Origin of the sequence: Pectobacterium punjabense (genome assembly GCF_012427845.1) — a bacterium.
In the GTDB taxonomy this organism is placed as follows: domain Bacteria; phylum Pseudomonadota; class Gammaproteobacteria; order Enterobacterales; family Enterobacteriaceae; genus Pectobacterium; species Pectobacterium punjabense.
In genome coordinates this window covers 1728381-1750932 of sequence record NZ_CP038498.1, presented here as the reverse complement: position 1 = coordinate 1750932, position 22552 = coordinate 1728381, and the positions used below count along the sequence as shown (strand labels likewise).

General features: G+C 52.2%; 17 protein-coding genes and 1 pseudogene. 12 read left to right on the top strand and 6 right to left on the bottom strand.

Features of this window, described 5'->3' with window-relative positions:
• Positions 1 to 38 precede the first annotated feature (38 nt).
• Positions 39 to 1043: a threonine ammonia-lyase gene (locus tag E2566_RS07740; RefSeq protein WP_107170264.1), complete on the top strand. Its 1005-nt coding sequence runs from the start codon at positions 39 to 41 to the stop codon at positions 1041 to 1043.
• Positions 1044 to 1085: 42 nt separating this feature from the next.
• On the opposite strand, the pseudogene E2566_RS07735 reads toward E2566_RS07740, so the two are convergent.
• Both E2566_RS07735 and E2566_RS07730 read right to left on the bottom strand, forming a co-directional pair.
• Positions 1086 to 1205, bottom strand: a pseudogene (locus E2566_RS07735) (transcriptional regulator); the annotation flags it as partial.
• A 192-nt stretch (positions 1206 to 1397) separates the two neighbouring features.
• Positions 1398 to 1838 carry a winged helix-turn-helix transcriptional regulator gene (locus E2566_RS07730; RefSeq protein ID WP_107170265.1) on the bottom strand — a complete coding sequence of 147 codons (441 nt, stop codon included), beginning with the start codon at positions 1836 to 1838 and terminating at the stop codon, positions 1398 to 1400.
• Between the two features lie 102 nt (positions 1839 to 1940).
• On the opposite strand from E2566_RS07730, the gene E2566_RS07725 reads away from it, so the two are divergent.
• Both E2566_RS07725 and yghU read left to right on the top strand, forming a co-directional pair.
• Entirely contained in the window at positions 1941 to 2552 is a 612-nt protein-coding gene (locus tag E2566_RS07725) for an NAD(P)-dependent oxidoreductase (protein WP_107170266.1), read from the top strand.
• A 153-nt stretch (positions 2553 to 2705) separates the two neighbouring features.
• Positions 2706 to 3545 carry a glutathione-dependent disulfide-bond oxidoreductase gene (yghU, locus tag E2566_RS07720; RefSeq protein ID WP_107170267.1) on the top strand — a complete coding sequence of 280 codons (840 nt, stop codon included), beginning with the start codon at positions 2706 to 2708 and terminating at the stop codon, positions 3543 to 3545.
• A gap of 46 nt (positions 3546 to 3591) precedes the next feature.
• Here yghU and E2566_RS07715 read toward each other — a convergent pair whose 3' ends face one another.
• Positions 3592 to 4848 (bottom strand): multidrug effflux MFS transporter, encoded by a 1257-nt coding sequence (locus E2566_RS07715; RefSeq protein WP_107170268.1) that lies wholly within the window; start codon positions 4846 to 4848, stop codon positions 3592 to 3594.
• 93 nt (positions 4849 to 4941) lie between these two features.
• On the opposite strand from E2566_RS07715, the gene E2566_RS07710 reads away from it, so the two are divergent.
• Positions 4942 to 6219 (top strand): TetR/AcrR family transcriptional regulator, encoded by a 1278-nt coding sequence (locus tag E2566_RS07710; RefSeq protein WP_107170269.1) that lies wholly within the window; start codon positions 4942 to 4944, stop codon positions 6217 to 6219.
• 178 nt (positions 6220 to 6397) lie between these two features.
• Complete coding sequence (locus E2566_RS07705) at positions 6398 to 8611, top strand: TonB-dependent siderophore receptor (RefSeq protein ID WP_107170270.1); 2214 nt, start codon at positions 6398 to 6400, stop codon at positions 8609 to 8611.
• A gap of 143 nt (positions 8612 to 8754) precedes the next feature.
• Here the strand turns inward: E2566_RS07705 and E2566_RS07700 are convergent, their stop codons facing one another.
• A complete protein-coding gene (locus E2566_RS07700) occupies positions 8755 to 9720 on the bottom strand; it encodes a chemotaxis protein (protein WP_107170271.1) in 966 nt (321 codons plus the stop codon).
• 1069 nt (positions 9721 to 10789) lie between these two features.
• On the opposite strand from E2566_RS07700, the gene E2566_RS07695 reads away from it, so the two are divergent.
• Positions 10790 to 11527, top strand: a complete 738-nt coding sequence (locus E2566_RS07695; RefSeq protein ID WP_107170272.1) for a LuxR family transcriptional regulator — start codon at positions 10790 to 10792, stop codon at positions 11525 to 11527.
• A 211-nt stretch (positions 11528 to 11738) separates the two neighbouring features.
• On the opposite strand, the gene E2566_RS07690 is transcribed toward E2566_RS07695, so the two are convergent.
• Complete coding sequence (locus tag E2566_RS07690) at positions 11739 to 13511, bottom strand: ABC transporter ATP-binding protein (RefSeq protein WP_107170273.1); 1773 nt, start codon at positions 13509 to 13511, stop codon at positions 11739 to 11741.
• Positions 13511 to 15337, bottom strand: a complete 1827-nt coding sequence (locus E2566_RS07685) for an ABC transporter ATP-binding protein (RefSeq protein WP_107170274.1) — start codon at positions 15335 to 15337, stop codon at positions 13511 to 13513. The genes E2566_RS07690 and E2566_RS07685 overlap by 1 nt, the downstream gene beginning before the upstream one ends.
• A gap of 217 nt (positions 15338 to 15554) precedes the next feature.
• Here E2566_RS07685 and E2566_RS07680 point away from each other — a divergent pair, with 217 nt between their 5' ends.
• The 6 genes from E2566_RS07680 to E2566_RS07655 all read left to right on the top strand — a co-directional run bounded on the left by E2566_RS07680 (position 15555) and on the right by E2566_RS07655 (position 22541).
• Positions 15555 to 16523: a helix-turn-helix transcriptional regulator gene (locus E2566_RS07680; protein WP_107170275.1), complete on the top strand. Its 969-nt coding sequence runs from the start codon at positions 15555 to 15557 to the stop codon at positions 16521 to 16523.
• A 112-nt stretch (positions 16524 to 16635) separates the two neighbouring features.
• Entirely contained in the window at positions 16636 to 17058 is a 423-nt protein-coding gene (locus E2566_RS07675; protein ID WP_107170276.1) for a hypothetical protein, read from the top strand.
• Positions 17055 to 18293, top strand: a complete 1239-nt coding sequence (locus tag E2566_RS07670) for an MFS transporter (RefSeq protein WP_107170277.1) — start codon at positions 17055 to 17057, stop codon at positions 18291 to 18293. Before E2566_RS07675 ends, E2566_RS07670 begins: the two co-directional genes overlap by 4 nt.
• Before the next feature lie 181 nt (positions 18294 to 18474).
• Positions 18475 to 20484: a TonB-dependent siderophore receptor gene (locus E2566_RS07665; RefSeq protein WP_107170278.1), complete on the top strand. Its 2010-nt coding sequence runs from the start codon at positions 18475 to 18477 to the stop codon at positions 20482 to 20484.
• Between the two features lie 223 nt (positions 20485 to 20707).
• Positions 20708 to 21466 carry a CDP-diacylglycerol diphosphatase gene (locus E2566_RS07660; RefSeq protein WP_107170279.1) on the top strand — a complete coding sequence of 253 codons (759 nt, stop codon included), beginning with the start codon at positions 20708 to 20710 and terminating at the stop codon, positions 21464 to 21466.
• A 136-nt stretch (positions 21467 to 21602) separates the two neighbouring features.
• Complete coding sequence (locus tag E2566_RS07655; protein ID WP_107170280.1) at positions 21603 to 22541, top strand: LysR family transcriptional regulator; 939 nt, start codon at positions 21603 to 21605, stop codon at positions 22539 to 22541.
• Positions 22542 to 22552 lie beyond the last annotated feature (11 nt).

Below are 22552 nucleotides of genomic sequence, written 5' to 3'. Positions count from 1 at the left end.
ATATAGTCATTTCCATATACAGTTGATAGGGGAATACTATGACAAGCAAACACCAAAGGGCAACCGACTCTGTGACGTTGAAAGATATTTACGCCGCGTCTCAGCAGATTAAAACAACGATACGCAGAACGCCGCTCGACCACTCACAGGAATTATCCGCTCTTGTTGGTGCAGAAATCCGACTCAAAATGGAAAATCTTCAACAGACCGGTAGCTTCAAATTACGGGGGGCGGCAAACGTTCTTGCCAATCTGGATGCGGAACAGCGCCACGCTGGCGTCATCGCCCCGACAGCAGGAAACCACGGCTTAGGGCTCGCCTATGCCGGACAAGTGGCAGGCATCCCCGTGAGCATATTTTTGCCACGCTCGGCGGACCCAATGAAGGTTGCAGCCATGCAAAACTGTGGGGCTCGTGTTACGTTTTTTGATGACATCGAAGAAGCACGACAGGCGGCGATTGTTGCTGCACAACAATCGGGTGCCACTTTCGTTTCTGCCTACGATAATCCACACATGATTGCCGGTGGCGGCACGGTTGGTCTTGAGATCTTGGAAGACTGGATGGATACGGAGATAATCCTGGTAAACATCGGCGGTGGAGGGCTCATCTCAGGGATTGCGACGGCAGCCAAAGCCATTAACCCCGCTATCGAAGTGTGGGGAATACAAAGTGAAGCCAGCCCGACATTCGCCCGTTGGAAAGAGGCAGGTAAAACGCTTCCCGTCGATCTGGCACCGTCCATCGCCGAAGGCGTCAGTGGCTATATAGAGCCCAGCGCGATGACCTGGCCGCTGGTGCGTGACCGTGTCGATCGCGTGCTCACGGTGTCAGAAGCTGAAATCAAAGCCGCAATGCTGTCAATGCTCGACCTTCACCGCCATGTTGTCGAACCATCAGGCGTGCCAGCCGTCGCGGGAGTCGTTCGCTACGCGGAGGAGATTGGAGGACGTAAAACCGTCTGTGTCGTCACTGGCAGGAATATTTCAAGCCAACGCTATCTTACGTTGCTTGATGAGGCGAAAGACAATGTAAACAAGTAGACATTCAAGCCCCCTCTTCGTAATAAAAATACGAAGAAGGCGTTACAGCATGAACTCATAATGAGAGCCATCCGGCAGTTCAACATCAAGACGTAGCTTGCTGCCGGTCGCTTCAACATAGCGCTTGAGTGTAGAAAGTTTCAGATCACGACTGGATTTCTCATCTGCAAGAAGCTGTTCCAACGTTCTCCTCATGGCAGTAGTCCTTCTTCTCTGATTTTTCCAGGTAATGAGTGAATTCCCGATCGGCAAGCGCGATCGATGTCGCTTAATGTGCTGAACCAGCCGTCAAACCCATCCGTCGTTTTAATCACCCACACAGACCCCCCTTATAAATATAGGTCAAATGGCCATTCAGGCATCGCGTTGTCTGGCCTGACGGCGAGAACGACAAATTTCGGCGTGATTCTGATCGGCCCACTGAATCAACAGTTGCATAGGTTGTAAAAAAGAGTGCCCTAATGGTGTCAGCGTGTATTCCACGCGTGGGGGAACTTCCGCATAGATCGTCCGATGAATGAAACCATCAGCCTCTAAGCGCTTTAGCGTGCGTGACAACATCTGCCGTGAAATATCGTCAATATGACGAGTTAATTCGTTAAAGCGCAGTGTCTTTTCCGCCAACGCCTCCAGTATTAACAGACTCCAGCGATCGCCGATGCGATCCAACACATCGCGGATCGGACAAGGATGGTCAAACGTAACATCGTCGTGACTTTCCGCTGGCGATGCTTTGTGGTTAACCGCATCACTGATGATGGTGTCAGTAGTCATTGTTGTGTGACCTGGTTGCATGCTGGTGACTTCTTGTCGGGGAAAAGTCGGCAATGTACCATCCAGAGGGTCTATAGTCTATTTTTGTCACTTAGTCTCGAAATAAGAAAATAAGGAGTTCACATGTCACATATCGCTCTCATTGGCGCCTCAGGCGATGCTGGTTCACGTATTCTTAAAGAATTATCTGACCGTGGGCATACGGTCACTGCGATTGCACGTCATCCTGAAAAGATTGCCTCACTACCGAACGTCACGGCTAAGCAGGGAGACGCGCTGGACAACGATGCATTAGTGGCGCTCTTCAAAGGGCATGATGCGGTAGTCAGCGCCGTTAAATTTGGCTCGTCCGATCCCGCTATCTTGATTGCCGCCGTTAAAGCCGCAGGCGTGAAGCGCTATCTGGTTGTCGGCGGAGCGGGGAGTCTTGAAATTGCACCGGGTCAGCGTCTGATCGATCAGCCTGATTTCCCTGATGCTTACCGTCCTGAAGCCTCTCGCGGTGCAGCATTCCTCGACTTGTTAAAACAAGAGAAAGACCTTGATTGGTCGTTCCTCTCACCGTCTGCCGAATTTGTTCCGGGCCAACGTACTGGTAAATTCCGTCTCGGTAAAGATGCGCTGCTGAGTAACGATAAGGGCAGCAGCATTTCGTTTGAAGATTATGCTGTCGCGCTCGTTGATGAAATTGAAAACCCAGCGCATTCTCGCCAACGTTTTACCGTCGGCTACTAAGCACTGACGACGACCCGCCTCTTTTAACAGTGTGCGGGTCTCGCTTTATATCAATATGAGGAAGATATAGAACAGAACGGTATCAGCAAAATGCATGAGTTTGTTATGGTGTTGACTTAACTCGCTCTCTTTTCATGCATAAGGAGTTTTTGAATGGCTACCTCCCCAACTTATGTACCGCCAAAAGTTTGGCAGCCCGCGTCTTCCGGCGGTGCTTTCGCCAATATTAATCGTCCGATAGCCGGTCCAACACACGAAAAAGCGCTGCCTGTTGGCAAACATCCGCTTCAGCTTTATTCGTTGGCGACACCGAATGGCGTGAAAGTGACAATCATGCTGGAAGAACTGCTAGCGCTGGGTCATACAGGTGCAGAGTATGATGCCTGGCTGATTAAGATAGGCGATGGAGATCAGTTCTCCAGCGGGTTTGTCGACGTCAACCCGAATTCCAAGATCCCCGCGTTACTCGACCAAAGCGGCGAAAAGCCGATTCGCGTGTTCGAGTCGGGTTCTATTCTGGTGTATCTGGCCGAGAAATTTGGGGCGCTGCTGCCAAACGACCTCGCCACGCGTACGGAAACCCTGAACTGGCTGTTCTGGCAGATGGGCTCCGCCCCTTACGTTGGCGGTGGATTCGGGCATTTTTACGCCTACGCGCCGGAAAAATTTGAATACCCGATTAACCGCTTCACAATGGAAACCAAGCGCCAATTGGATGTTCTCAACCGTCAATTGGCGGAAAATCGCTATCTGGCGGGCAGTAGCTACACCATTGCTGATATCGCTGTCTGGCCGTGGTACGGCGGGCTGGTACAGAACGCGCTTTACTCCGCCGCAGAGTTCCTATCCGTACACGACTACACGCATGTGATTCGTTGGGCTGACGAGATTGCTGCCCGTCCAGCGGTGATTCGCGGTCGGAAGGTCAATCGGACCTGGGGAGAAGAGGCTGAACAGGTTGCTGAACGCCATCAGGCATCCGATCTGGATTAACCTTCTGCCGCCTGCCGAACAAGGCAGGCGGCATTCCGATTCGCCTTTAGCTCCCTTCCCTTTCCGGCGCGTGGTTATCCGTCAACGTATTTTCCATAACATCAATATCCGTTTGTCGCCAGGCATACCACCAGCTCAGTAGCGCACCTATCGCACTGGCTGTTAACAACATCACTGGCGGAAGCAGCGTACCATCATGCACCACTCCCATAATCACGCCCGCAACCCCACCAAAGACATACTGCAATACGCCGAGCAGCGAGGAAGCTGAACCAGTCTGCCCCGGTGCCGCATTCATCGCCACGGCCACCACATTGCCGAACACCAGACTCAGGAAACTCATGGTGAGAAATATCAATCCTGTGATAATCCACAACGACGTTATGCCAGCCAGCAGTACACCACATAGCACCAATCCTCCGGCAACATGTAGGGCGATCCCGATAGGCAAGATTTGATATTCACGCCAGCGGTTCAGCAGGAAGATATTGATTTGCCCCAGCACCACCATACCCAGCGCATTGGATGCAAAAATGTAGCTGTAAGTCGTCGGCGACAGATGGAAGTATTCAATAAAGATGAAAGCAGACGCGCCAATATAGGTAAACAGGCCGCCCATCACGAAAGATCCAGACAGCGTATAGCCCATGAATTTCCGCTGCCGCAGCAAAACGGCATAACCTGTCAAGGCCGACAGCATGCCGCCACCGACACGCTCACGCCGCGGCAGGCTTTCCGGCACGCAGCGCCAGGTGGCAAACAGCATCAGCAAACCGACAATCGTCAGCACCCAGAAAATGGCAGACCAACCCAGCGTGCCAAGCAGAACACCGCCCAACGGCGGCGCGATAATCGGCGCGATGGCCATCACCTGCATAAGCAGCGAGAACACCTTTGCGGCATCACGCTCCGAGTACAAATCGGCCACGATGGCACGCGGGATCACCAACCCGGCTGCACCACCCAGGCCTTGCATCAGGCGGAAGAAGACAAACCACGATAGCGTAGGCGCATGAGCGATAAGTAAAGATGAGAGGGAAAATAGCACAATGCCCAGCAGTAATGGGCCTTTTCGCCCATAGCGATCGGTCAGCGGACCATAAACCAGCTGTCCAAGCGCCAGTCCGATCAAAAAGACAGACAGCGAGGTCTGCATTCCCGCGGCATCCGCACCAATATCCTGCTGGATTGCAGGAAAAGCAGGGAGATACATATCAATCGACATGGCATCAAACGCGCATAGGATGCCTAAAATACCGATGAGAACAAAACTGCGCGACGCCAATAAAGACGAATCAGACATCGATAACACCTCAAAAATAGACCACTTAATCATGAATAACCGACAGCAAAGCAAATGCGAATCGGATAAGATGCGTATTGCTGAGCGCAATATATGACTGACCAGTCGAAAATACAAGGCAATGTGATGGCGCGCAAAAAAACCATTGAAAACGATCTGATTCTGGATGCAGCGGAAAAGGTACTGCTGCGCGATGGCGTGCATCGCTTCACATTAGACGCAGTAGCCGCGGAAGCGGGTATTAGCAAGGGCGGGCTGGTCTATAGCTTTCCCAGTAAAGATCGATTGATCATGACCATGCTGTTACGTGAACTTGCCCGTTTTGAGCAGGAGGCACAACAGCAAACCGCACGCTATACCGGCCAGCCCTATGCCGATGTGTTGGGTCACATCGCGGCTATTGCTCAGGAAGAAGAAGAGACGACATCTCGCGCCGTTGGCCTGCTCACTGCGCTGGTTCATTCCCCTTCGATGCTGGCACCCGTGCGGGAATTTTATCGCATCAGGCTGGATCGGCTACGTGACTCCACACCAGCCATGCGGCGTATCCGTCTGGCCTTTCTCGCCACAGAAGGCGTTTTCCTGTTACAAGGATTGGGCTTCGTAACGCTAGATCACGCGGAACGGCAGACAATGCTCGATGATGCCACATCCTTATTCCAGCCGGACGATGCTAAATATACGGTTATTGCCCCCCCCCTTTCCGTTCCCCAGGCTATGCAGCCAGCTTTTTCCTCACGAGAAACGCCTATCGTTCTTGCTGGCGAAACAACGTCCGAACGAGCGATCGCCTGGCTGGCAGAAAAAGGCGTCACGCCAAGCGGAAAAGGATTGGAAACGGTGCACCCACGCGCCGCTCACATTGTTGAAACTGCCACGAACCTCATCAAACGTGACGGCATTAGCGCCCTAACACACCGTGCCGTCGCGCATAACGCTCACATACCGTTAGGGTCGACTACCTACCATTTTACGAGTCTGGATGACATGCTAAATGCCGTGATGATTAGCGCGATTGCGCTGTTTCGCGACGACATGTTTAGCTGGTTTTACACACGCCGCCATGACGATCCATGCGATGTCCTGACCGATTTTGTCATGCGTGGCATCGAGGATATTGATGAACTGGCACGCGAGTATGAACTCTTTACCGCCGCTATTTCACGCCCTTCCCTGCGTCCGATCGCGCTCGAATGGTCCAACACGGTTGTCGCTATCATCAAAATGGTCGTTCCCGATAGCGCCGCACTCCCGCTAGGTACGCTGCTGAACGGTTTTTTCATTCGTGCACTGCTGGAGAAACATGAGCGTACATTGCCACGCGATCTGGTCTACCAGTCCGTTTCAGGGCTGTATAACGCTTTTCGCTAAGCCATACGGTTTCTCACAGGGAAACCGTTTAATCCCACTGCGGCTCTCTCATTTCCCCCTTCTTGCGCCAGTCCTTACAAAAAACTGTACATATGTACTATTTTTTATCAAACTACCAAACGCAAATGACTCTCGTTTGTATTCGTATATCTGCGCGTTGTAGGGGTGAAAATAAAAAATGCACAAACAGCAATTCCATACCATAAAACCACTGGCTTTGATCGTTGCCGGACTACTTGGAGCACATCTGGGTATAGCGCAGGCTGCCGATGAGGATGTAATGACCGTCAACGCCACCGCCGAACAGGAATTAAAACAGCAGCCCGGCGTTTCTATTATCACGGCGGAAGACATTAAAAAAACGCCCCCCGTTAACGATCTCTCTGACATCATCCGCAAAATGCCGGGCGTGAACCTGACGGGCAACAGCGCCACAGGTGCCAGAGGCAACAACCGCCAAATCGATCTGCGTGGCATGGGGCCGGAAAATACGCTGATTCTCATCGATGGTCGCCCCGTGACTTCGCGTAACGCGGTTCGCTACGCCTGGGATGGCGAACGCGATACCCGAGGCGACACCAACTGGGTGCCCGTCGAAGACGTGGAACGTATTGAAGTTATACGTGGCCCGGCAGCAGCGCGCTACGGTTCCGGTGCCGCAGGCGGCGTAGTGAATATCATCACCAAGCGCCCGTCCAATATCTGGACTGGCTCACTCTCGCTGTACGGCAACCAGCCGGAAAACAGCAAAGAAGGCGCCACGCGCCGTGCCAATATTAATCTGAGCGGCCCGCTGGCCGGTGATGCACTTACCATGCGTCTGTACGGCAATATCAATAAAACAGATTCCGACAACTGGGATATCAACCGTAATCAGAATGGTTCTGCCGCCGCAGGACGTGAAGGCGTGCGTAATAAAGACCTCAATACGCTGCTGTCCTGGAAACTCTCGCCGCAGCAAATTGTTGATGTTGAAGCGGGATATAGTCGTCAGGGTAATATTTATACTGGGGATACCCAGTTCAGCCTCGATCCCAGCGTGCTGGGTAGTAACACACCAGAATTGCTGGGGCAACGCGGGGCAGAGACCAACAGAATGTACCGCCAGAATTATGCCATCACCCACAATGGCATCTGGGATTGGGGCCAGTCCAAGCTAGGTTTTTCCTATGATCAAACCAACAACACCCGTTTACAGGAAGGTTTCACAGGCCGCACAGAAGGTTCTATTGAAGGCGATGATTATAAAACGAGCCGTCTAAAAAACTATCGCCTGAATGGTGAACTTAACATTCCTTTTGAATTCTGGGCGGAACAAACCGTCACGCTCGGCGCAGAGTGGAACCGTGAGCAATTGAACGATCCTGCTTCGACAGGTTATCGCCCTACCGACCGCTTCGGCAACGTTATCGATAGTAATATTGGCGGTATCTCCGCCGAACCAGGGCAGCGCAGCAGCAAAAATAGCGCCGAACTCAGCGCGCTCTATTTTGAAGACAATATCGAAGTCGTCCCCGGTACCAAGGTGATTCCCGGTCTGCGCTTCGATTATCACGACAAATTTGGCGGTAACTACAGCCCAAGTCTGAACATTCAGCAGGAGTTGGGCGAAATGTTCAGTGTGAAAGCGGGTATTGCGCGCGCGTTTAAGGCACCAAATCTTTATCAATCTTCTACCGGCTATTTGCTTTATTCACGTGGTAACGGTTGCCCAATCAACATAAGTAATCCAAACGGCTGCTATTTGATGGGTAATGACAATCTCGCCCCCGAAATCAGCGTCAACAAAGAAATTGGTCTGGAATTCAAACATGCTGGTTGGCAGGCGGGTATGACCTATTTCCGCAATGACTACAAAAACAAGATTGTTTCCGGTACAACGTTGCTGAGTTCAACACAGTCTAATGCTGCGGTGTTGCGCTGGGAAAATGGCGGCAAAGCACTGGTGGAAGGGCTGGAAGCCAACCTGCTGGTGCCAGTAGTTGAAGACACGCTAGATTGGAGTACCAACGCAACCTATATGATCGAGTCGAAAAATAAAGACACCGGCAATCCACTGTCGATCATCCCGAGATATACCGTCAACACGATGTTGGATTGGCAAGCAACAGATAAACTGTCCGCCAACGTCAACTGGACCCTGTACGGTAAGCAGAAACCACGTCAGTACGCCACCAATCGAACCGAAGTTAACAACGGACTTTCTTCACGCGAAATCGGTAGCTACTCCGTTGCAGGTGTGGGCGTGAACTACCAGTTCAACAAGAATCTGCGCGTCAATGCGGGTATCAGCAACCTGTTTGATAAGCAGATTTACCGTGAGGCACAAGGTGCGTCGACCTATAACGAACCAGGACGCGCTTACTATGCGGGGGTAACAACCTCATTCTGATAGCGATGCCTTTCTGGCTGAACTTGTTCAGCGCAACAAAGAACACGTTATTCCGATAATTAGCGGCTAAAAAAATCGGCCTCTGCCTTCTCCCGTAAAGGAGGAGACAAAGGCCGAATGTTGTAGCGCCATCGTTCGACTAATTAACGGCGTGCTTTGTTCAGCACCGTCTGAATCGCCGTCGACAACTCATTGATCTCAAATTTCGCGACGTAAGCATCCGCACCGACATTGCGTACGTGATCTTCATTCGCGCTACCAGACAGTGATGAGTGGATCACTACGGGGATATTTTTCAGATATTCCTCACGCTTGATGTTTCTGGTCAGCGTAAAGCCATCCATTTCCGGCATTTCCAAATCGGTCAGAACCAATGAAATTTGGTCCGAAATCGGTCGCCCTTCTGACTGCGCTTCTTTCGCAATTTGCCGTATCTTGTTCCAGGCATCCTGTCCCGTGATGTGCATACTAAACGGAATACCCATCTGGGTTAGCCCCTGCTCAAGCAGCGAACGAGCGACTTTGGAATCTTCCGCCACAATGGCAATCGCACCTGGCGTATAGGGATAAATCTTCTCTTCCGCATTCTTGAGCTTGGTTTCGCGATCGCCGGGAATAATATCAAACAGAATCTGTTCAACATCCAGAACCAGCGCCAAACGGTTACTGTCTTTGTCGTTATCGAGACGCGCGATACTGGTAATATACGAGCTACTCACGCCAGCTTCAGCAGCCAGCACCTGGCTCCATTCCAGACGAACGATATCGTCTACCGATTCGACCGCGAATGCCTGCGTACTACGTGCATACTCGGTGATAAGGAGAATGTTCAGTCCGGTTTCCGGTGCGCTACCAACCACCGCAGGAAGATCGATAACGGGAATGATTTGCCCACGAATGTTGACCATACCCAGCATCGGCGATTTCATACCCGCCGCTTTGGTCAACGTAGGCATCGGCACAATTTCACGCAGTTTAAACACGTTGATGCCGAACAGCTCAGATTTGCCACCGTCAGGTGATTTGCCCAGTTGGAATAATAAGAGTTCGAATTTATTAGCAGAAGTGAGGTTTGTTCTCTCATCAATCTCTTTTTGAAAATTATCCATGCTTTCCTCAGTGCGAGTCATTATTTATAGGTATAGCGTAATCAGGCAACATTCGAGATGTGAGTAAACATGAACTAACATCTGACCGCTCCACTGTACGTGATAGTCGTATTCTTCAATCTTATCCAGCGTCAAACGTAAAAAAACCTGTTAAGTACCTCAACTTACTCATCCAACGATGGCCATCATCACATCAGTAAACGGATATCAACCCTATAGCGGGAGGTACAGATAACATTCCCTGAACCATTAATATCGGCAGAATCTGCCAACACCTTATCCCAAATAGTGACAGAAATGTTGTCGGAGAAGAAAACCTCACGCTTCTGTTGAGACTGACGCTAACAAAACACGGTACAAGGTGGACATACCGGCATGAAAGACGCCTTTGGTTCATGCAAAGTCGCTTTACGCAGCTACGCCACCATACGCATACTGACGCTTCTCTGGAGTATCTCTCCGAGATATGTAAGGCCTATCTACTGTGCTGTATATGGTGGACTGAGATCTGCGATCGTCGATGCCTGCTGGCAGCAACGATAAGAATTGCACAACAATCTGATGTGAGTTCCGCGAACTCAGTTCCTGTTGCACATCGCAGCAGATGCTTTATCCAAGGCGGCACCACTGGCGATAGAATACGATGAAAAAAGAGAAAACCACGATAATGAGCATCAAAGGATAATGGGACTTGATAAGCTAAAACGGATTATTTACTATCCCGCTCCGCATGCAGAGATACCCTGGCAGCAGGAAAGCCGGCGCATAGGGGATTTGAAGTATGACGAGAGAACTGTTTTTAGGGCGCATGGCCTAACACCACACACCCTAAATTCAGTAAACAGAATAGGAGCAAAACTATGGGTAATTCCCTGGGTTGGCAAATCAATTTGTAACAATTTTTTTAAAAACTTACTGTCTTAAATTTTTTATAAATTGCCCTATTCATGAAAAAATTATAAGTGATATCATGGGTTAACAGTAGTTAGACTTAGGTATAGGTTCGGGCTATACTTTTATGTTCCTGTCGATATGATAGGCATATTCTCGCTTTTATTGAGGTCGTTACATGTCTGTATTTTGCTCTGATAATGAAATTATCAATAACACGATAAAAACCTATCTCAGCCGAAAGTTAAAACAGTATGGCGACCTGAAATACGCCTACATGATCATGAACAAGAAAAATCCGTCTCAGGTTGTGATCATTTCAAATTACCCACAAGAATGGGTTAATACGTATAAAGAAAATAATTATCAGCATATCGATCCTGTTATTTTAACGGCGATCAATAAAGTCTCGCCGTTCTCTTGGGAAGATAATATTGTTATTAATTCCAAACTGAAATTTTCCAAAATATTTAATCTGTCAAAAGAATACGATATTGTTAATGGCTACACTTTTGTCTTGCATGACAACAATAACAATTTGGCCGCGTTATCGATTATGTTTGAAGAAAATGCGCCAACAGATATGGAAAATATTGTTGAGGAAAACAAAGACAAGTTACAAATGCTGCTTATTACTGTTCATGAAAAAATCACCACGCTTTACAAAGAGATGACACAAAGCCCACAGAGCAAAAAGCAAAGCGATAAAGAGATATTTTCCCAGCGTGAAAACGAGATTCTTTACTGGGCTAGCATGGGGAAAACCTATCCAGAAATTGCGTTGATTCTGGATATAAAAATTAGCACTGTGAAATTTCATATTGGTAATGTGGTAAAAAAACTCGGTGTTCTCAATGCCAAGCATGCCATAAGACTGGGCGTAGAATTACAGCTCATCAAACCAGAGCCGTTATAACCGTCATCACGTCTATACCCTAAATAATTCGAGTTTCAGGACAAAACGTTAACGTTTTGAACAACGCGAAGCGTTAGCCCTTTAGGGCGATGCTCAGCCATGAGCATTGTAACGCGGCAAGCGAAGGACAAATTCGTTGGGAACGAATTTGACCAGCCAACGGCGGGCCTCCGGTGAGAGACAGGATGTTTCTCATTTCATCCCGATGCGCTTACTCTGGTGGAATAGCGTGCTGCACGTTCCACAGCGCGCGATAACGCCCTTCCATAATACGTAATTCATTATGTGTTCCCTGCTGGGAAATAACGCCATTCTCCACGACCAGAATTCGATTTGCCCCCACCATTGTCGATAACCGATGTGCGATAACAATAACCGTCTTGTCCTGCACTAGCCGGTCAATTGCACGCTGTACGGCGAGTTCACTTTCGGTATCCAGCGCTGCCGTCGGTTCGTCCAGAATCACAATCGGCGCTTCCTTCAATAATGCCCGCGCGATCGAAATACGTTGCCGTTCGCCACCGGATAATCTGCCGCCAATATCACCCAACCGCGTTTGCCATCCCTGCGGCAATCGTTGAATAAACGCCAAACATTGAGCGGCGGCGGCAGCCTGTTCGACCTCTGCATCGCTGGCATCCGGCCGCGCCATGCGAATATTTGCCAGCACCGAATCATCAAACAGATAGACATCCTGAAATACTACGGAAATCAGCTTATTCAATTCACGCGTTGGAATATGACGGACATCCACACCACCGATACAAACGCGCCCATGTTGCGGATCGGCATGACGCATGAGCAGTCGTGTTATCGTCGTTTTCCCCGAGCCCGATGGCCCGACCAATGCCGTCATTTCCTTCTCTGGCAGCGTGATATCCACGCGATCAAGCACGGGGGCAGCCTCGTTAGCATAGCGAAAGCTAACCTGCTCAAACGTAACCGCATACGTCGTCGGCACATCGGTAGGTTCACACACGGGAAGCGGCTCAATGGCTAGCAGCTCATCAATACGATGCAGCGCCGTATCAATCAACTCCAGCACGGCCGTATAGCTGACAAATGTCGCCAGCGGTTCAGAGAAGCGTACTACAATTACCATCATCGCAGCGACGATTGACACATTCCACGCCCCCACAACTGCGCCGCTAATACCAAGAATCAGCACACCCTGAAGACCTAATTCCACGATGCTGGCAACTACTGCACTGGGTTTGGCACCGTCACGGTGAGCCGACGTCTGTATCTGCTGTAGATGCTGAAAACGCTGACGCAATGCCCCTGTACGCTCGGCCTGCTGACAGCTGGTTCTTAGAACGGCGAGTCCCTGTACATACTCCACAATATCGGCGCTGGTTTGCTGATTAGCCTCCGCCAGCGTCTGCAGCGTGTGCGAAAATGCAGGCCGCCGCCAGCGATAAAGCAGTACGATGGCCGGAAAGAGCAACAGCAGACTCACGCCTAACCGCCACTCCACCGTCAGCATGACGAGCGCTATCACGACAGGCGTCACGATGGCCAACAGCAGTTGGTTTATTATCGCCAACATATAGTTCAGATTTTCATCCACACTCCCCAGCAGCAGCGCGTTAATATCCCCCGCCCGCGAGGACTGAAGCGTGGTCAACGGCATACTCCGCAGTTTCTCTCCCAGACGCATACGCAGTTCATGGGTCACCGCCGCAAGCTGCCCGCGATATTCAAATCCCTGCCCATACCAGCGCAACATCAGCGTCAACAGGCTCAGGAGCGTCATAACCACCAGCCAGCTCGCTATCTCGTGCGACGCCTCTACGAGGGTAAACGCCGACAACAGTGGAAACAGGCATGCCAGTGCCAGTCCTTGCGCGATAGCCGCCGCCAGCAGGTTCAGGCAACACCAACGAAATACCCTCGACTGTGAGCCCGTGACCCGCTCCAGTTGACGATATGTATGCCACCACGCAGATAGCCGTGTCGCTATTACGACATGATTTTCGTTCATCACTCGCGCTCTCCTGCTTGCCCGCCGCTCGGTGGTACGCTACCCAGCGCCCAATTCTGCGCCTGCTCATAATGTCGCCACAATTCGCTATAGCGACCTTGTGCGGCCAGCAACGCGTCATGCTGACCAGACTCGCTCAGCCGTCCGCGATCGAAGACCAGTATCTGATCGGCATCGCGGATCGTCGACAGACGGTGCGCTATCATAATGACCGTTTTCCCCCGCATCAGGATGCCAAGCGCCGCCAGCAGCGCAGCTTCATTCTCCGGGTCGGCAAAAGCCGTCGGTTCATCCAGCACCAGAATCGGCCGGTTATGCAGCAATGCACGTGCAATGGCGATGCGCTGACGCTGGCCGCCAGAGAGGAACTGACCGCGTTCACCGGCCAGCGTGTCGTAACCGTGCGGCAGCGCCATGATAAAATCGTGCGCTTGCGCTGCCGTCGCTGCGGCAATCACCTCGTCCATCGTTTTTTCAGGCAAACCAAGCCGAATGTTATTCGCGAGGGTGTCCGCAAACAGGAAAGACTCCTGAAAAACAAACGACACCTGCTGCATGAGCGTCTCAGTTTTCATCTGTCGGATATCGACACCGCCAATCAAAATACGTCCAGCCGTCACATCCCAAAAGCGAGGAATAAGGCGAGCCACCGTGGTTTTCCCTGCGCCAGATGATCCCACCAGCGCCGTAACCGAACCAGCCGGCACCTGAAAGCTGACGTCCTCCAGCACCCCGTCACTCGCATGCCGGTCGTAGCGGAAATTGACCTGTTCAAAATGCACGCTGGCATCGATAGGGAAAGCATCACTGTCCGTTTCCGGCAGCGACGGTAACGCCAGTACGTCCTGAATCCGAGCAATACTCAATCGGGTTTTCGCTACCATATGATTCAGGGCCATCATCGGCATGACCGCCTCCGCCATACCATTGCCAAGCAGCAGCACGGCCACCCACAGACCGAAATCGAGACTACCGTGACTGTAGAAACCGAATGCCACCCAGCACAACGCCAGCAACGTAGGAAGCGGGTTAAGTACCGCAAAGGAGAAACGCGCCGAGAATCCTGCCTGCTGATACCAGCGGGTAAGCACATCCAGATAGTTTTCCAACGCCAGTTGGTAGCGCCCAAATGTTGAAGCTCCCGTATCGAAAGTACGCACCACTGGCATCGCCTGTACAAATTCAATCACGGCGGCACTGACCTGCTCGCGCGCCTGGTTATAACGCTGGCTCATCTCACCGGCATGGCGCATCGCCAACATCAGCACCACCGCGCCGACGACCAGCACCAACAAGGCCGCCAATGCCAAACGCCAATCCAGCCAGAACAGCAACGCGCCCGTACACAGCGGCGCCACAAAAGCACGGGCATAAAGCGGCGTGCTATCCGCCACAAACAGATGAAGCGCTTTTACATCATCCTGCACGATCTTCACCAGCAAACCGGTACCCAGGCGCTGTACCTCACCGAGCGGAATGCACGCCAACCGTTCCGCCAGCGCGCTACGAATCTGATTTTCCAGCCGAAACGCGGCATAGTGGGATTGATTAAAGGCTTGCAAACGCAGCAGATAACTGGCGCACAGACACAGCACGGCTCCCCCCATCGGAATTCGCGGCCATGACGCAGGCTGTACGATCAGGAGTTGGATACTCCACGCCAGAGAGAGTAAAAAAGCGATTCCCGCCAACACCGACAGCCCAGACAGGAACATCGCCAGACGAATCTGTCCTCGCACGGGATGCATAATCTGCCAGGCTCGACGTTGTGGCGTAGAAGGCGACGTGGCAGCGGATGAATCACCATCAACAGCAGAATGTGGCATAGCTTCTCTCTTTTCTCCTTCCTACACAGTCGGTTACCCGCAAGGCCAGCAAATCAACTCGACGGCGACAATAAAGTCAGGAATAATAACTATTCTCAATTGCGTATCTACCCGATTCGAGCCGATTTCTACCCGGATCGGTACGGGATGTACTGTCATCAAGCGCATTGCCGCGATCGTCCGATGACGGCAACCAGCATCTTCAGGAGTTTGCCCATTGAATGCTTCCCCACTGAAATCCTCCCGCGAGCCTGAAGTCACCATTTCAAATTTAATCGCTGAACTGCACGTCATGCGGCCGGATACTGGCGCGGACTGTAGCCTACTGCGCGCTACACTTCAGGAGGGATTAGACATTCTGGTGTGGCGGGGGACGTTCCGACAGCCCACGACAATGCATTTGCATGATGACTGGGGTCGCATCAACTTTTCCTGTTCATTGCAGGGGGATTCGCAATTTTCACTGAAGGGCGATCGGGGACGAGAACATGTACTGAAGCAGGGGTCGGGCTGCATTAGCTACACGCCAGACTGTCAGGGCACATCGTCCTATGCCGGACAGTTTGAAAGTGTCACGGTGTCGCTAAGCCCAGCGTTACTGGCTAATTGGGTACCGGATCTCACGGGTAAACTGCAACAGCAGTTGGATTCTGGTCGGCTCTGTACGCATTGCGACTGTAATGCCGAAATGCGGGGTACCGCTCAGGTATTAAGCCACGCGCTGTCCAGCCTGACGCATCCACAGCAGGCAGGTGAAAATCGCCATACACCATTGTGGCTGCTGGGACAAAGTATGATTCTAGTCAGCCTCGCCGTCGCCGGACATTCCGATGCGGTTCCCCAGCAGGACACGCTGAGTCTGGCCGATCGCCAGAAACTGCTGCGGGCAAAAGATCGGCTGCTGGCAGATCTGTCACAGGCTCCGACCATCGCCATGTTGTCCAGAGAAACTGGATTAAGCGTACTCAAGCTGAAACGCGGATTCCGTCAGCTCTTCAATAACAGTATCTATGGATTATTCCAGGCCGAACGTATGCATGAAGCACGTCGTCGTCTGTTTGTCACGGGTGCGCCGGTCATGGTCGTCGCCACCGATTTGGGCTATGCCAACGCCAGCCACTTTAGTGCGGCATTCCAGAAACAGTTTGGCGTCACGCCCTCTGCGTTCAAACGCCTGAATATTTAGCGGGCAGTTGACGTAACAATCATCCCGATACGGGTACAAATAGACTGGATTCGGGTAGCGCCACAATAGCGAATGATTATCATTTTCTCCATTACACGCAGGAGAAACCGTCATGCCCGATTCCATCGTAACACCGCCTCCTTTTCTTGATACGCATACCTGGCCAATCGTTTTCTTACACATGCCAGAACAGGTGCCTGACGATAAATCCGCTGCCTATATGGCACAGGTTACTCAGCTGTATGCCGCTCAAGAACGTTTTGTACTCTGTATGACCGGTGCCGACCTGCCCTACCATTCTCCTGTCTTTATGAAGGCTTATCTTCAGTGGACGCGCGATAACGTTAGCCTGCAACAACAATACTGCGCAGGCGCGATCCGTATCGAAAGCGACGAGGCCAAAAGACAAAAATACGTGGAACGGGCAGATAACTGGGCACAATCCGAACAAGCCCCTTACACCTATTTTGTCGTCGCCACGTTGCCTGAAGCACAGGCGCTGGCGATAACGCTGCTGGATCGCGACCAACCATGACGCACAGCCCATTCACACGCTACCTGCCCTATTGGTGTTTCTACCTGCATCAAGGCATGATCACTGCGCTCATCATGCAAGGCGTTGTAGGCTATTTCCGCCATGCCGGATTAGATCTTGCGCAATTAAGCTGGCTGTCACTGACCTTCGTTCCATGGATTGCCAAGTGCCTGTGGGCACCGTGGGGAGAGCGCCACGCCCTTCCTTTGCGCGGTAACCCCTATTTAGGCAGTCTGGTACTGCTCCAGATCGCCATGGCGGTAACGCTGACTGTAATTGGCCTGATCTCACCGGAGCAATCTGTTTTAGCTATCGTTATCGCGCTGATGTTGTTGGCGCTGCTCTCTGCCAGCCACGATATCTATGCAGATGGTATTACAATCTGCACCACCAACACGTCCAGTCGCGCGCTGGCAAATACTGCACAGGTCGGCGGGAGCTATCTGGGCATTCTATTCGGCTCTTATGCGTTTCTGAGTATTACCGAGCATACGGGGTGGCAAGGCGGTTTCTTCGCGCTGGCAGGGCTGTCGCTGCTGATGCTCATTCTGCCGCTGCGCTATACCCGCCAAACCGTGCGTCATTCTGATCCCACTGCGCCCCCGACGCTAAATCGCCAGACATTTAAGGCGCTCTGGCCAGTATTAGCCTTCACGGCCATTTTCTATCTGGCGATGCGCGGCATGATGGCGCTACAGACCGTTATGCTCATCGATCAACAACTTAGCCTGAGCCAGTTAGGTATTGTCATGACCGTGTACAGCACCGCAGTCAGCGGCGTAGGGATTGTGCTCGCTAACCTTCTGATTCGACGCATGGGCGCGCTGCACTGCCTATTGCCCGTGATGATCGTGCACGCCCTGCTCGCTATCGTGCTAGCCGTCGGTTACCCGCGGTATCCGTTGAATGCCTGGATTGCACTCTTTGGCGTGGTCAATCTGGCTGCCGCTGTCGGGTTTGTCACGCTATACAACGTTCTGATGGGGCTAGTCAGACCGTATCAACCCGCGTCCGACTATGCACTGTTTCAATCCACCGATGCTGCCGTCGCTATGATCGTGTCGATCGCCGCACTTCAGCTCGCACACCACACAAACTATCAGACCACGCTAGGCGTGCTGGCCTGCTTTGCCGTCGCCAGCCTGTGGCCCGCCAAGAGGCTATCTATGCGACTTTCCCACGTGTTTTCAGAAGGTATTCCTACTGCAACTGCAAGCCACCGGGAGCAAGATTAACGTAAGGGAAATCGTACAGGATGTCTGCTGTATTCGGGTTGAAATAGACCCGATGCGGGTAGCCCAAAAAGTGCAAACGATTATCATTTGACTTTCATCATTCTCTGTATCACCCATTTTTCATGTTGTGATGAAAACCGTTGCTTTTGACATTAATTTCAGCTTTTTCAGGGATTTAATAATGAAAATAATGCTCCTTTATCCACTCGCCTTGACCGGCGTGTTTCTCTCTTCCTGTGCCTTTGCCGCTCAGGACGATACGCTGGTTGTCTCCGCCAGCAAACAGTCACCCTATTCCGCTTCGGCTAATAACGTTTCCTCCACCGTCGTAACGGCGCCAGAGCTGAAAGATGCGGGCGTCACCAGTACCGACAAGCTGACTCGGGTTCTGCCCGGCCTGAACCTCGGTAATAACGGTAGCCTGTTGTTTCCCTCCATTTCACTGCGCGGCGTCTCTTCCGCGCAGGATTTCTACAGCCCTGCCGTGACAGTCTATGTGGATGGCGTGCCACAGCTCGCCACCAACACCGTGCAGGCGCTCTCCGATGTGGAAAGCATTGAAATGCTACGCGGCCCACAGGGGACGCTGTACGGTAAAAGCGCACAGGGCGGCATTATCAACATCGTCACCCAGCAGCCGGACAGCACGCCGCGTGGCTACGTCGAAGGTGGCGTCGCCAGCCGCGATGGCTACCATGGCAAAATCAATCTCAGCGGCCCCATTCAGGATGGTCTGTTGTATGGTAGCGTGACACTGCTGCGCCAGGTCGATTCAGGCGCGATGACCAACCCTGCGACGGGCAGTGATAACCTCGGAGGGACAAAATCCAGCGTCGGAAATCTTCGACTACGGCTGGCTCCCGATGGGCAACCGTGGGAAACCAGTCTGGCACTGACGGAAGACTGTACGCGCGCCACACAGGATACCTATCTGCCGTTTGGCGATGCCAAAAATCGTACGCTGGAGATCGTCGCTGGCGCGCCCGATCCTAAACTACGCCGTTGTACCCATAGCCAGTCGCTAAGCGGAAAATACACCACCGACAACTGGATCTTTAGCCTGATCGGCGCATGGCAACAACAGAATTACGACCGTACCTTCCCAAACAGTACGCTGATTGCCAACATGCCGGAGCGATGGAATCAGGACATGCAGGAACTGCGGGCGGCCACGCACGGTGCTGGCCGTACGGTGGATATGGTGTTCGGCCTTTACCGACAAAACACGCGAGAGAAACTCGATCTGACCTACATCCAGGCGGGATCGCCGTTCATGCAGAGCAATGCCAACACGGCATCGGAGACCTTAGCCGCCTACAGCGATCTGACCTGGCACCTGACCGACCGTATCGATCTGGGCGGCGGGCTGCGCGTATCGCACGATAAGGCCAAAACCCGCTACCACCAGCAGTTCTCCGGCATGAACGTGGGCGATAGCAATAGCGTTGATGACGATCAAGTACTGGGGCAACTCTCCGCCAGCTATCTGCTCAATAACGACTGGCGCGTCTATACTCGCGTCGCACAGGGCTACAAGCCAACTGGCTTTAACTACTCGCCCGCCGCAGGAACACAAGCCATTCCTTACAGTGCAGAGAAATCGATTAACTATGAAATCGGCTCGCGCTATCAGAGTGGAGATGTACAGCTTCAGGGGGCGGTGTTCCACACGCATACGCGTGATATGCAACTGTATTCCGGCCCGGTTGGTATGCAAACGCTCAGCAACGCAGGCAGCGCTGACGCCAGCGGCGTAGAAATGATGCTGAAGTGGCAGTTCGTTCCTAACTGGTCATGGGACATCAACGGCACCTATGTGCGCTCTGAATTTAGTGGCGACAGTGAAAGTTATCAGGACAAACGCGTTCCCTTCGTGCCGCGCTACGGTGCTGGCACCAGCCTAAACGGGCTAGTCGATACCTCGTTTGGCGCATTAATGCCGCGTCTGGCGTTCAACGTAGTGGGACCACACTACTTCGACGGTGATAACGCGTTGCGTCAGGGGACCTATACCACCACCGATCTGCGCCTCAGTTGGCAGGCCACCGATCGGGTGAATATCGCTGGCTATGTGGATAACGTCTTCGACCGCCGCTACCGCACCTTTGGCTTTATGAGCGGTACATCGGGCTACGCACAGGTCAATGAAGGCCGAACCGTCGGCATGGATGTGCGAGTCGATTTATTCTGATTTATATCGTCCCGCATCCGTAACACAATTCTCTACTGGGATGACGTTTTGTCATCCCAGCACGTTATCATCCATTCTTCTTGCCTCTTACAATCCGTTACCGATTAGCCTTTCTCCTTTCACCACAGGTCATATTAATGACATCGCTCCTGTTCCATACTGACCGTCGCCACTTTCACATGCTCCGTTTACCCTGATGTTTTGCGCCAACCGGAGATTCGTCATGAAACGCAACACGATCCTGCTCTTCACGGTTTCTGCCATCATTTTACTCACGGCAGCCACAGCAATAGGGTGGAAGGTTGGCCGGGGAAACAGCAATGCGCTGTGGGACATCGTCAGCGAACAGTGCGTACCAAACCAGCAGCGCAGCGGCAATCCAGCCCCTTGTCTAGAGGTCAACCTGGCGGACGGCTATGTGCTTTTTGATGACAGAAACGGCCCCTATCACGATCTGTTGCTCCCAACCGATAAAATCAGTGGCATCGAGAGTCCTGAACTCCTACAGCAAAACACACCTAATTTTTTCATGCAGGCGTGGGATCGACGCGGCCATCTTTCACGTGAAGCGGGCAAACCGATCAAAGATGATTATCTGTCGCTGGCAATAAACTCACGCTATGGTCGCACGCAAAACCAACTGCATATCCACATAGCCTGTCTGCGCCCAGAGGTTTATCAAACGCTGAATCAGCAGTTCCCCATGATCTCTGCCGACTGGAAACCACTACCTGTGAAAATTAACGGGCACGTCTATCTGGCAAAAATGATCACAGCGAACGAACTGACGCAAAGCGATCCGTTCAAAACCTTAGATCGCTATGCACAGCAGCGGAACGAATCCATCGGCAAATACGGCCTGGCGATGGTTTCTGCGCCGACGGGTAACAAGGTGCTACTTGCCAGCAGTCTTGACGTGTTCAATATGAGTCTCGGTTCCGTCGAGGAAATTCAGGATTTTTCCTGTGCGCTGGCACAATAGCCGCTGACCGCGCCAGACAGCGGCCTGAAGGCCTATAGCAATCAATTCGCTATAAGTTATGACTTTTTGTTCATTGCGTTGCCAGCCAACCTCCGCCTAAAAAGTGGGGAAAATCGATAGGGTAGGTAGCTGCAACATGCATCTGGATTTACGGCAATTACGCAATTTTCTTGCACTGGCCGAACAGGGGAGTTTCGTACAGGCTGCAGAAGCGGTCTGTCTGTCACAATCAGCGTTCAGCCGCAGCATTCAGGCGTTGGAACAGACGGTGGGACATCCGCTTATCGATCGCCAGAGCCGACGCTTTGCACTGACGTGGCAAGGCAATACGCTGCTGCCGTTTGCGCGGCGTATGCAGGAGTTGTCCTGGGAGCTGATGACCGACATGCGGCAGATCAGCGAGGCGCAGGAAGGCGAACTGACGTTTGGCTGTGGCCCGGCACCGTCTACCACGTTGATCCCCAAAGCGGTCGCACATTTCCATGCTCTACGGCCACGTGCCAAGGTCACTTACAGCGTGGATAATTGGCAATCCCTGCGAGAGCGTCTGCTCGCCGACGAGTGGCCTTTTATTGTCGCGGATACCTGGCAGGCTGAAATGGAAACGGGCCTCCACGTGCAACCATTAAGCCCGCAGCGTTGTTTCTTTATCTGTCACTCCTCACACCCGCTGACTCAGCAGGAAAACGTGACGCCGGACGACCTCTTGCGCTTTCCGCTCGCCTCTCCTTTTATGCCTGTCGGCATGCGCAAAATTCTGGCCGCCCTGACGCGTCAGCCCGACTACCGCCCTCAGATTCAGTGTGACCATATCTACTCTGTCTTCAGCATCCTACGGCACACGCAGGCCATCAGCTTCGCCAGTGAGGATGGCTTTGCACTAGGACGATTAAGCCATCAGTTGGTAGAAATTCCGCTCACGGGCACACCACCGGAATGGGGAAACATGCAAACCCGATTCGGGATTGTCACCTGTTTGCAAAGAACGCTGCCCCCGCTAGCCGAACTGATGATTGAAACTCTACTGGCACAAGATAGGCTACGCTCCCCCGTTCCGGCACTGTCGACCCTGTGAGCGCCTTCATG